The sequence below is a fragment of the Gaiella sp. genome (genome assembly GCF_057140465.1).
In genome coordinates, this window is sequence record NZ_DBNHWK010000047.1 from 62,155 (window position 1) to 72,701 (window position 10,547).

General features: G+C 71.2%; 15 protein-coding genes. 8 read left to right on the top strand and 7 right to left on the bottom strand.

Annotated elements, in window-relative coordinates; translation table 11 throughout:
* Positions 1-2: 2 nt before the first annotated feature.
* The gene (locus AC162C_RS06920; protein WP_484096910.1) at positions 3-440 is read left to right on the top strand and encodes a hypothetical protein; all 438 of its coding nucleotides are present in this window, start codon (positions 3-5) and stop codon (positions 438-440) included.
* A 360-nt stretch (positions 441-800) separates the two neighbouring features.
* Here AC162C_RS06920 and AC162C_RS06925 read toward each other — a convergent pair whose 3' ends face one another.
* A complete protein-coding gene (locus AC162C_RS06925; protein ID WP_484096911.1) occupies positions 801-1,169 on the bottom strand; it encodes a preQ(1) synthase in 369 nt (122 codons plus the stop codon).
* A gap of 135 nt (positions 1,170-1,304) precedes the next feature.
* On the opposite strand from AC162C_RS06925, the gene AC162C_RS06930 reads away from it, so the two are divergent.
* A complete protein-coding gene (locus AC162C_RS06930; RefSeq protein ID WP_484096912.1) occupies positions 1,305-1,718 on the top strand; it encodes a hypothetical protein in 414 nt (137 codons plus the stop codon).
* A 200-nt stretch (positions 1,719-1,918) separates the two neighbouring features.
* The gene (gene infA / locus AC162C_RS06935; RefSeq protein ID WP_462974901.1) at positions 1,919-2,137 is read left to right on the top strand and encodes a translation initiation factor IF-1; all 219 of its coding nucleotides are present in this window, start codon (positions 1,919-1,921) and stop codon (positions 2,135-2,137) included.
* Here infA and ung read toward each other — a convergent pair.
* Genes ung through AC162C_RS06950 form a run of 3 tightly spaced genes read right to left on the bottom strand, consistent with a single transcriptional unit; the run spans position 2,134 to position 3,575 of the window.
* Positions 2,134-2,808: a uracil-DNA glycosylase gene (gene ung / locus AC162C_RS06940; RefSeq protein WP_484096913.1), complete on the bottom strand. Its 675-nt coding sequence runs from the start codon at positions 2,806-2,808 to the stop codon at positions 2,134-2,136. The genes infA and ung overlap by 4 nt on opposite strands.
* A gap of 10 nt (positions 2,809-2,818) precedes the next feature.
* On the bottom strand, positions 2,819-3,058 hold the full coding sequence (locus AC162C_RS06945) for a Sec-independent protein translocase subunit TatA/TatB (RefSeq protein ID WP_462974892.1): 240 nt from the start codon (positions 3,056-3,058) through the stop codon (positions 2,819-2,821).
* 52 nt (positions 3,059-3,110) lie between these two features.
* Positions 3,111-3,575, bottom strand: a complete 465-nt coding sequence (locus tag AC162C_RS06950) for a hypothetical protein (RefSeq protein ID WP_484096914.1) — start codon at positions 3,573-3,575, stop codon at positions 3,111-3,113.
* A 219-nt stretch (positions 3,576-3,794) separates the two neighbouring features.
* On the opposite strand from AC162C_RS06950, the gene AC162C_RS06955 reads away from it, so the two are divergent.
* The 4 genes from AC162C_RS06955 (at position 3,795) to AC162C_RS06970 (ending at position 6,445) form a co-directional block, all read left to right on the top strand.
* Entirely contained in the window at positions 3,795-4,355 is a 561-nt protein-coding gene (locus AC162C_RS06955) for a CAP domain-containing protein (RefSeq protein ID WP_484096915.1), read from the top strand.
* 42 nt (positions 4,356-4,397) lie between these two features.
* Positions 4,398-4,595 carry a hypothetical protein gene (locus AC162C_RS06960; protein ID WP_484096916.1) on the top strand — a complete coding sequence of 66 codons (198 nt, stop codon included), beginning with the start codon at positions 4,398-4,400 and terminating at the stop codon, positions 4,593-4,595.
* Positions 4,596-4,670: 75 nt separating this feature from the next.
* On the top strand, positions 4,671-5,909 hold the full coding sequence (locus AC162C_RS06965) for an MFS transporter (RefSeq protein ID WP_484096917.1): 1,239 nt from the start codon (positions 4,671-4,673) through the stop codon (positions 5,907-5,909).
* Entirely contained in the window at positions 5,906-6,445 is a 540-nt protein-coding gene (locus AC162C_RS06970) for a hypothetical protein (RefSeq protein ID WP_484096918.1), read from the top strand. The genes AC162C_RS06965 and AC162C_RS06970 overlap by 4 nt, the downstream gene beginning before the upstream one ends.
* A 35-nt stretch (positions 6,446-6,480) precedes the next feature.
* On the opposite strand, the gene AC162C_RS06975 is transcribed toward AC162C_RS06970, so the two are convergent.
* Positions 6,481-7,095, bottom strand: coding sequence for a class I SAM-dependent methyltransferase (locus AC162C_RS06975; RefSeq protein WP_484096919.1), 615 nt, complete (start codon positions 7,093-7,095; stop codon positions 6,481-6,483).
* Positions 7,092-8,234: an MFS transporter gene (locus tag AC162C_RS06980; RefSeq protein WP_484096920.1), complete on the bottom strand. Its 1,143-nt coding sequence runs from the start codon at positions 8,232-8,234 to the stop codon at positions 7,092-7,094. Before AC162C_RS06980 ends, AC162C_RS06975 begins: the two co-directional genes overlap by 4 nt.
* A gap of 761 nt (positions 8,235-8,995) precedes the next feature.
* On the opposite strand from AC162C_RS06980, the gene AC162C_RS06985 reads away from it, so the two are divergent.
* Positions 8,996-9,754: an SDR family NAD(P)-dependent oxidoreductase gene (locus AC162C_RS06985; protein WP_484096921.1), complete on the top strand. Its 759-nt coding sequence runs from the start codon at positions 8,996-8,998 to the stop codon at positions 9,752-9,754.
* 68 nt (positions 9,755-9,822) lie between these two features.
* Here AC162C_RS06985 and AC162C_RS06990 read toward each other — a convergent pair whose 3' ends face one another.
* The gene (locus tag AC162C_RS06990; RefSeq protein WP_484096922.1) at positions 9,823-10,239 is read right to left on the bottom strand and encodes a universal stress protein; all 417 of its coding nucleotides are present in this window, start codon (positions 10,237-10,239) and stop codon (positions 9,823-9,825) included.
* Positions 10,240-10,547: the final 308 nt, after the last annotated feature.

The window sequence follows — 10,547 nt, forward strand, 5'->3', positions numbered from 1 at the left end:
GGGTGCGGGCTCCGCTCGATTGCTCGGCGGCATGCCTCGCCGTGTGCCTCCGGCGCGTCGTAGTGGGCACCCGTGCCGACATCGGCTACACCGGGGTCGGCGTCGCCGCTCTCAGGGATCACGACCGTCCTGGGACCGCCCGTCGCCCCGCCGAAGGTGTGCTGGAGATGGTCTCTGGCGATTCGCCACGTGTTTGTCGGCAGGTCGACGAGTGCGTAGACGAGTGGCCGGCCGGCGCGGTCGCGCGCGAGGTCGCGGATCAGACCGTGAGAGTTCACGCCGTCGGCGGCGCCGAGATCGACCACTCGGAGAACCACCTCGTCCGCAAACGATCGCGCCGCCGAAAGCACGGCCGGATGAGTCGCCTCGAACGCAGCGCGTTGCGAGAGCGCGTGCCGCGCGTAGTCGTCTGCCATGCTCGAGAGTTCGGGGCGTTCTGACTGCGTGTCGTGTCTCCCTTCCGGGAACGCAGCGGCTGGTCTCCGCACTGGGACGACGATCGTCCTCGGGATCGGCTACAGGCGCTGCCGGGGTTCAGGCTATGTCAGCAGCTGTGTAGGTGCTAGTGATGAGCCGCTCGCGATCGGCGGGGTGCGGAAGTGCGAGACGCACGCAAGCGCCACCGCATCTCCAACTCCTCGCGATTGGAGGGCGGACTCCGTGGGGAACGTTTCGCGGGTTCGATTCCCGCCGCCTCCATCAGCTGGCGCAGAGCCTGCCGTCCGGCGGCGCGCGGTCGTCGCACGACCCACGGTCGGTGCGCCGGGCCGTCGGGCCGCTGCGAGGCGACTGCTCGCGCCTCAGACGGAGGCCGTGATCGTGATACCGCCCCGCGCCTTCTGCCGGAGCGTCACGCCGACCTCGCCGGCGTCGAGCTCGAGCACGGCCGCAACGTCGTTGCGGATCCGGACGGCGAGTGCCTCACAGAAGAGCCCCTGGTCGCGGAACCGTGAGAGATAGATCTTCAGCGATTTCGACTCCAGGCACAGTGACCGCGGCCGGTACGCGATCGTCGCCGTGTAGAAGTCCGGCTGGTTCGTGATCGGGCACACGGCGGTGAGCTCGTCACTGACCATCTCGACGCGCTCCACCCCCGGGTTGGGGAAGGTCTCGAGCCCGACGTAGGCGTCGCTGCCGGCGTGCCCGAGGGCGACGAACTCATCGCTCATGCCCGTAGCGTACCCGGGTGTCTCACGGCGTTCGCCTCGCCGTGACGTCACCCGAGAGTCGCGTCGCCGACGGGCGAGCGGTTCGGTCTGCACGGCGAACGGCCACGCCGTAGGCTGAGGGCAGAGGAGGAAGCGATGGCCTTGAAGATCAGCCGAGTCGAGTACTACTACGTCAACGTCCGCGACGAGCTCGGGGCCGGATACCGGGTGCTCTCGGCGCTCGCCGAGCGCGGTGTCGACCTGCTCGCCTTCACCGCCGTGCCGAGCGGTCCGGCGACGGCGCAGTTCGCGTTGTTCCCGGAGGACCCCAACACGCTCCTCGCCGAGGCTCGAGCGGCTGCGCTCGACCTCGATGGTCCGTACAACGCGCTCCTCGTGCAGGGCGACGCCGAGCTCGGGGCGCTGGCCGGCGTCCACGAGCGCCTGTTCGAGGCCAACATCGACATCTACGCGTCGATGGGCGTGACGGACGGGCGAGGCGCGTTCGGATACCTGGTGTACGTCCGCGAGGACCAGTACGACCAGGCCGCCGCAGCGCTCGGCATCTGAGGCTCGCGTCGGACCGCGATGTCGGCTCGTCAGGCCACTGGTCGGTGGCCTGCGTCGGGTGCGCCACGGTGCTCCGGCCGCCCACGTGGGCCCGCACGACCTGCTCGGGTGCCCGCTCGAGCCGAGCGGCCGGTATCGTGCACGGGGGCCGGCTGGCTCGCGGTGGGGTCGGCTCGGAACGCACGGTCAGGAGGACGCTCATCGCCGCCGAGGACAAGATCGAGATGGAGGGCGAGGTGCTCGAGGCCTTTCCGAGCGGCATGTTCAGCGTCGTCCTCGACAACGGCCACGAGCTCATCGCGTACACCGCCGGCAAGATGCGGCGGCACCGCATTCGGATGGCGCCCGGTGACCGGGTCAAGGTCGAGGTCTCGGCCTACGACCTGAACCGCGGGCGCATCGTCTACCGGCACCGCTAGGGCAGGCGCCAGTCGATCGGCGGGCGGCCGTCGGCCTCGAGGAGGTCGTTCGTCCGCGAGAAGTGCCGGCACCCGAAGAACCCGCTCGCGGCCGAGTACGGCGACGGGTGCGCGGCCGTGAGGACGTGGTGCCGAGCACGATCGACGATCTCGCCCTTCTGCTGTGCATACCGGCCCCACAGGAGGAACACGACGCCTTCCCTCCGTTCCGAAAGCTCACGGACGGCGCGGTCCGTGAACTGCTCCCAGCCCCGACCGGCATGTGACCCGGCCTTTCCCGGCGAGACCGTGAGCACCGCGTTCAGCAGCAGCACGCCCCGGGTCGCCCAGGGCGTGAGATCACCGCTGGGTGGGGAGGTGACGCCGACGTCGTCGGTGAGCTCCTTGAAGATGTTCTGCAGGGAAGGGGGGAGGCGGACGCCCTCGCGCACGGAGAAGCAGAGCCCCATCGCCTGGCCCCGTCCGTGGTAGGGATCCTGCCCGAGCACGACGACGCGGACGTGCTCGAAGGGCGTCAGTTCGAGCGCACGGAACACCTCGGCCGCCGGCGGGTAGAAGCCGCGCCCCGCCTCGACCTCGGCGACGAGGAACGCACGGAGATCGCGCATGTGCGGCTGCTCGAACTCGTCGCCGAGCACGGCCGACCAGCCCGGGTCGATGCGTGGCTGCACGCGGGCGAGTCTACGGCTGCCGCTGGTCGTCGTCCGGCGGCTGCTCGTGGCCGCCGCGCGTCGTGGGCGACTGCGTCGTCGACGGTGCGTCGAGCATGCGGCGAGGATCGACGTCGGCGACCGCGTCCCGGACCTCGCGCACACCGACACCGAGGCGTCGGGCGACGTCCGGCACGCCCTTCGCGCCGAAGAGGAGCGCGACGACGGCGAGGAGGATCACGACTTCCCAGACTCCGAGGCCGAACGGCATTCGCTGATCGTACCGGTGGCCGTGCGCCGCGTGCCGAGCCGCCGCCGGCCGCCTACCGCTTCTTCTTCTTGCCGGCGCCCGACTTCCGACCTGCGGAGCCGGGCCGGCTCGATGTCGCCGGCTTCCCCGGCATTCCCGCGCCGCCGTGCTCGAGCCGCCGCCGCTGCTGGCGGTTCGTCGTCTCGACAGCCGGCGACTCGAGGCCGGCCGCCTCCATGTACGCCTTGCGCTCCGCGGGCGTGAGCACGCGCAGCGCCCGTTGCACCTGATCGGGCGACGTCGGCTCCCCGAACGCCTGCATCTTCTTGACGGCGCTCGCGAGCTCCGGGTTGGACCGCTCGAGCTGGGCGACCGACATGCGCTGGAACCACTTCTTCATGAACGGCACCTTCGCGAGGGCGACGACGACCGGGCGGAGGTAGCGGCCGTTCTGGATGCGACCGAGCACCGCGACCACGAGCAGCAGCACGAGCAGCGCCCCGAGGACGACGAACGGGATCCACACGTACCACGGCACGACGTCGTTGATCGTACTCGCCGCGGCAGCCGCTCGTACGCCTCAAGCGTGTCGTCGTCGGCCCGCGGCCACGCCCGAGGGGCACGGCCCGGGCGACGACGGGCGCCGCGCGTGACGGAGGAGGCGACCGCCGCAGGGATCTCGCCGCGAGGTCGCGCCCGGTGGTCTCCAGGCGTTTCGCCCCCTCCCGAGCGTGCTGTAGGCTAGTCGCCCTCCCCCGTGACCCGTCGCAGCATTCTCCCCGCGGCGGCACTCGCTGTCGCGCTCCTCGCCCTGGTTGCCGCCGAGGTCGGTGTCGCTGCGCCGACGACCGCCTCGCTCGTCGCAGGTGCGAAGACGTGCCCCGGCTCGCGCTCGACGCACCTGTCGCCCGCGGCACAGCGGGCAGCGCTCGTCTGCATGATCAACCACGCACGCGGCGTCACGGGACTCCGGCCCGTGCGCGAGTCCGCGTCGCTGTCGCGGGTCGCCCGGGCGAAGGGGCGCGACATCGTCCTCTGCCGCGACTTCAGTCACACGGCGTGCGGCAAGCCGATGTTCGCGACCTTCCGCACTCTCGGGTACCGCTATCGGCTCGTCGGTGAGAACCTGTACGCGGGCCAGCGCCCCACCGGGACGGCCCGCGACGCGTTCGTGGCCTGGCTCAACTCGCCGCCTCATCGACGCGTGCTGTTCCTTCCGCGCTTCAGCGACGCGGGTGTCGCGCTGTTCCCGCGCGCGCGGTTCGACGGCGCGTCACCCCTGCGCCTGTGGGTGCTGCAGCTCGCACGCAGGGCCTGACGCGCAGGATTTCCGCAGCGGGCGCGGAACGCTCCCGCGACCGTGAAGGAGCAGTCCCACAAGCGCGAGATGGCGGCGGCGGTCCGTGCCGACTTCGAGCGACTCCGCCGGCGCGGCGTGATCCCGACGATCGCCGTGCCCGAGTCCGAGGTCGCCACGCCCCCGCGTGTGCCCGCGGTCGAGGAGGCGGACGGGGCTCGTCGGACCGATCCCGGACTCCCGCCTCGTCACTCGGCGTGAGGCGCTCCTAGCCCGACGCCTCCGACCGGGTCGGCACCGTCGTCGGGCCGACACCGCCGATGCTACGGTGCCGTCGTGTCCGTGCTGCGCCGGCTCGCGCACCTCATCTGGGGTGACGAGGTCGACCGGGCGCTGCGACCGGTGCTCGTCGTCAGCCTCGCCGCGTCGGCGGCCGGCTCCTCGCTCTGGAGCTTCATGGCGATCTGGGCCGTGGACGAGCTCGACGCGAAGGCGGCGTTGCCGTTCATCTTCGGGGTCGGTGCGCTCCTCGCCGGGATCTCGGGGTTCATCGGCGGGCACCTGTCGGACCGATTCGGCCGGCGGCGCCTGATCCTCCTCGGCGAGGGGTTGATGGTCGGGTACCCACTCCTGCTGCTCGCCGTCTCGGGCAACAAGTGGGCCGCGATCGCCGCGCTGACGATGGCCGGCGCGCTCGGGTCGATCGGCGGCTCCGTCGCGCAGGCGATGGTGGCCGATCTCGTCCCGCCGGAGAAGCACGAGCCGGCGTACGCCTCCGTCCGGGTCGCATCGAACTTCGGCGTGATCATGGGGCCGCCGCTCGGCGGCGCACTGCTGATCTTCGGTGGGTGGACGGCACTCTTCGTGACGGTCGCCGTCCTTTCCGGCGCCGCGTGGGCGCTGGCCTACCGCCTGCTGCCACGGCGCGGCCTCTACGCACCCGAGGGCCCGCCCGAGCGCAGCTCCCTTCGTGTGATCACCCACGACCTGCCGTTCCTGCTCTTCCTGGGGTCGGCGGTGTTCGCCTGGCTCGTGTACGTGGCGTACGAGATCGTGCTCCCGGTGTCGCTGGTCGACGGCTTCGGCTACCAGGCTGCGGCATGGGGGTTCCTCGTGTGGATCAACCCACTGCTCGTCACGCTGTTCCAGCTCCGCCTGACGCGGGCGGCCGAACGCGTTCCGGCGGCGACGAAGCTCGTGGTCGCGATGCTGACCATGGGCCTGCCGTTCCTGCTCCTCACGGAGACGCACGCGCTGGCACCGGTCGTCGCCGTCGTCACCGTCTTCGTGATCGGGGAGATGCTCTGGGTGCCGACCTCCCAGGCAGTGATCGCCGATCTCGCCCCCGCAGACGTGCGCGGCGCGTACATGGGGGCGTTCGGGTCGACCGCAGCGGTCGGGTTCGCGATCGCGCCGCTCGTCGGGTTCCAGGTACGGAACAGCTTCGGCGACGACGCGACCTGGGTGATGTTCGCCGGGATCTCCGTTGTCGCAGCGGTGTTCGGCGGGCTCGCCTGCGCAGGGCTCACACGGCGGGCGCGGGCGCGTGAGGCGACGGTCCTGGTCGAGGCATGAAGCGCGCAGAGCGAGAGCGCATCCTGCGTCAGGGCGTCGTGCTTCCCGAGACGGCGCGTGACCGCCGTCAGCACGAGGGCCTGTCCGAGGACCTCGATTCCAGCCCGCTCGTGGGACGTCCGCTCCACCTCCGCCTGCGGAACTTCCGGCAGGCCGCCGACGGCTACCTGGCGTCGCTCGGGGGGCCGCTTCCGTACATGCTCCGGCTGCGCGAGATCGACGACCTCGTCGCTGCGGCGACGACCGATCTCGAGGAGCGGTGGCGTGCCCTGTCGCTCGAGACACGCGACGACGAACAGTTCGCACGGCGCTGGTGCCAGGAGGCGAAGCGGGCATCGTTCGCGGAGGTGAACGAGCTGATCGACCGTCACAACCGCTGGTACCCGGCGGAGTCGCGGCTGCCCATGGACCCTCGCACCGGGGACTACGCGCTCGTCAACGGGAAGGACTACCGGCTCTCCCCGCTCGACGAGGAGTGGGTGCTCGAGCGGTTCCCGGCCGACCGGCGGCGCGTCACCGAACGTCGGAGGCGCTGAGCGCCGGCCCGGCGGGAGCCCGGGCCGATGCGCCGTCAGGAGTCCCGGGACGACGTGTCGAGGCGGGCCCGCACGAGCGTGTCGATCGCCGGTCCCGGTGCCCCCTCGACCTCGCGTCGCACCTCCTCGCCGCGCTCGACCACGAGCCCGTGCGCGCGAAGTGCATCGGTCGCCTCCTCGACCGTCCACAGCACGGACGCGCTCGAGGGGCCGCCGTGCCCCTCCGTGAGGTTGCGGAGGTCGTGTGCGACGAGCAGGAGCGTGCCGCCGGGGGCGAGGGCGTCGACCGCCCGTTCGAGGACGGCGCTGCGCTGTTCCGGGCCGACCTGGAGGTAGGCGATGAGGACGAGGTCGTAGCGGGCACGCTCGAGGGGGATGGCGAAGACGTCCCCGACGACGAACTCGGCGGACACGCGGCGGGCGTCGGCCAGGCGGCGTGCGCGTTCGATCGCGACCTCCGAGAAGTCGATGCCCGTGACCTGCCATCCCTGCGCCGCCAGCCACACCGCGTTCCGCCCCTCGCCACACGCGAGATCGAGCACCCGTCCGGGCGGCAACTGCGCCGTCTCCATCGCCACGAACCGATTCGGCTGGAGCGCCGTGACCGCCCCCATGTCCGCATAGCGTGCGTCCCAGTCCTCCCGCTTCATGCCGTCTGCATCCTGCCTGGCGCGGCGATCGTCAGCACGAGGAACGTCGCAGCGCAGACTGCGGCGGCGAGGAGGTAGGCGCCGCCGTCGCCGACGCCGTGTGCGAGGCTTCCGCCCAGCAGGGGGCCGAGGAGCGCGCCGAGCGCCCATGCGGTGTTCATGACGCCGAACCCGAGCGACTGGCTGAGCGCCGCTCGCTCCGCCCTGATGCTCACGAGAGAGATGCCGGGGGCGTAGAACGACCCGAAGGTGACCGCGGCCGCGACGAGGAGGAGGATGAGCGCCCACGGCGCGGTGGCGACCGCGAGGAGGGCGGCGACGACGGTCGACGCCGCGAGCCCGAAGCGGATCGGTGCGAGGCGTCCGCGCCGATCCGAGACATGGCCGGCGATCGGGTTCACCGCAGCCTCGGTGAGCCCTGCAACGACGAACACGATCGTGATCGTCGCGGCGCCGTGCCCCGCGTCGTCCAGCGCGAGAGGGACGAGGACGTCGAACATCCCGAAGGCGAACGCCGGGAGCAGGCTGAGCCACAGCGCGGCCACGAAGGCGCGGTCGGAGAGGGCGCGCCGGACGGCCGGGAGATCGAGCGCCTCGACGCCGGCGGAGGGCTGACGCGAGGCCGTGAGGGCGAGCGCCGCGACGGCGACGCTGCAGCCGACGAACGTCCAACGGATCGAGACGAACGATGCGATCCCTCCCACGAACGGGCCGCAGACGAAGCCGACGACGGCGAACGAGAAGGCTGTGCCGAGGACTGCCCCGCGCCGCTCGCGGGAGACGCGTGCGACGAGCCAAGCGAGTGCGCCCGCCCACGTGAGCGCACTCGACAGGCCCTGTGCGAAGCGCGCGAGCCCGAGCGTCAGCGGCGACCCGGCGAACGCGAACGCGACGCTCGACCCGGCCAGCAGCAGCAACCCGACGACGACGGCGTTCTTGGGCCCGACGCGCGCCGACACCATGCCACCCGGTATCCCTGCGACCATGGCGCCTGCGCCGTATCCCGCGACGAGCAGGCCCGCCTCGGCCTTCGAGAGCGCGTACCCCGAGGTGAGCTCGGGAACGAGTGGGATGATCGCGCCGAACAGCGCGGTGTCGACGAACATCGTCGCGCAGACGAGGGCGAGCAGGCGGCGCACGCGCGAGAGCGTAGCCGTGCGGACGGAGCGGGTCTCGAGGCGCGATGACCCGCGCCGCGGGCACACGAAAATGCACCGAGCCGGTGGCGCCTTCGTCCGGCTTCCCGACTGACCGCCGCCGAGGCGACAGCCGATCGGAGAGCCATCAACCTTGGACGCTCCGTACTCGGTGCACTCGGGACATTACGCGCGTGATTCTTCGCTGTCAAGCTCCCTATGCGTAGGAAATTCGCAATTTGCGAAAAGATCGGAACTCGATCACCGATTCGATCCAATCTTTCGCAAGAACGCGTCGAGTGCCGAGTGAATGCACGCAGAAATGCACCGAGCGGAATCGCCTTCGTCCGGCTTCCCGACTGACCGCCGCCGGAGCGACTGCCGCTCGGAGAGCCTTCACCCTCCAGCTCTTCCTGCTCGGTGCAGAGGGCAATCTACGGCAACGCTGCGAACGTGTCAAGCCCTTGCGGTTCGTCCGAGAAGCGCCGTTCCCGCAAATTGCGAACTTTCCGTGGAGCACGGTACCGACTTGCCCGCGAACCAGGATGCTCTAGAAAGAATTGGACCACGAATTCGCCGAGCCGGGTGCGCTTTCGTCCACGCCCCCCGAACGACGTTCCGCTTCCGCGTAGTGCCTCTCGGGGGGGCTTCGTCCTACCGGCGCCCCGTGCTCGGCGCAGAAGGGACTCTATGCTGAGATGCTCCGTCGAATCAAGGGCACCGAGAGACGATTTTCGCGCAAATTGCGACTGTCTGGAGAAGACATGGCCGGAAGACACACGGTGGTATCGGGTGCGGGCAGGGGGATCGGGCACGCCGTCGCCCACAGGCTGTCGCGGGACGGCGCTGCCGTCACGCTGCTCGCACGGCAGCTCGACCAGCTCGAGCAGACCGCCGGTGAGCTCGACGGGCCGGTGCACGTCGCAGCGTGCGACATCCGCGACCGCGACGACGTCGAGCGCGCCGTGGCCGGCGCAGCCCGGGCGCTGGGCGCCGTCGACGCACTCGTCGCGTGCGGGGGGATCGGCGGGGAGAACGAGGACGGCGAGGGTGACCGCTTCGACGACCTCGTGCAGACGAACCTCGCCGGGACGTACTACACCTGCCGGGCGGTGTACCGGCATCTCGCTCCCGGGCCCGAGACGCGTCACATCGTCGTGATCTCGTCGATCCTCGCACGCATCGGGGTGCCGGGATACACGGGCTACTGTGCGTCGAAGGCGGGTCTCCTCGGGCTCGTACGGGCCCTGGCGGCCGAGCTCGCTCCTGCGGGCGTGCAGGTGAACGCGATCTGCCCCGGCTGGGTCGACACGGACATGGCCTGGGACGGGCTCGATGCGATCGCAGCGTCGTCCGGTGCGACGCGCGAAGACGCATATCGCGAGGCCATGCGAGCCGTCCCACTGGGACGAATGGCGCAGCCCGAGGAGATCGCGGGCACCGTCGCGTGGCTCCTGTCGCCCGACGCCCGGGGCGTGACCGGCCAGGCGATCGACCACAACGGCGGCGCCTGGATGGGCTGAGCAGGTGGGGACGACCTCGGCGCCCCGGTGTGGCCGGGCGAGCGCGCCGCCGCCCGGGCGGCGTGGCCTCAGTGGACGATGAGGACGTCCGCCCGGGCCTTGTGCGCGACCCGGTCGCTGACGCTGCCGCCGATCACACGCGAGATCGCGCCGCCGTCGTGGGCGCCCAGGACGATCAGGTCGACGGCTCGTTCGGCTGCGAGATCGAGGATCGCCCCGGCCGCCTCGCCCACCCCCGTCACCGTCTCGACGTCCGTCACGCCGAGCTCCGCGAAGCGGGCGGCGGCGTCCTCGAGCTCCTCCGCGTGGCGTGCAGGGGGATCCGTCGGGTCGTACGGTCCGACACCGCGTGCGGCGTAGCCCATGACGGGCGCGACGCTCGTCACGATCAGCTTCGCACCGAGTGCCTTCACGAGCTCCGCGGACCGCTCCACGACCCGTGTGGTCATCGGGCGCTCCTCGTAGCAGACGAGAATCGTCTTCATCTGCGCCTCCTTCCTCTTCACGATGGCGCGTCCGGCGTTCCGGGGCATCGGGGGAAATCCGGTTCGGCCGATACGCGTCGCCACTGAGCGCGGGCGCCCGTGTGAGGCGGGGCCGCGGCTCGCGTACATTTCGCGCCGTGCCCGCGACGCCGCTGATCGGGATCACGTCCTACGCGCAACCCGCGCAGTGGGGCGCGTGGCACCTCCCCTGTGCGTTGATCCCCTTGATGTACGTGGGCTCGGTCGAGCGCGCCGGCGGGCGTGCGCTCGTCCTCCCGCCGAGCACCGGGGCGGTCGAGGAGACGCTC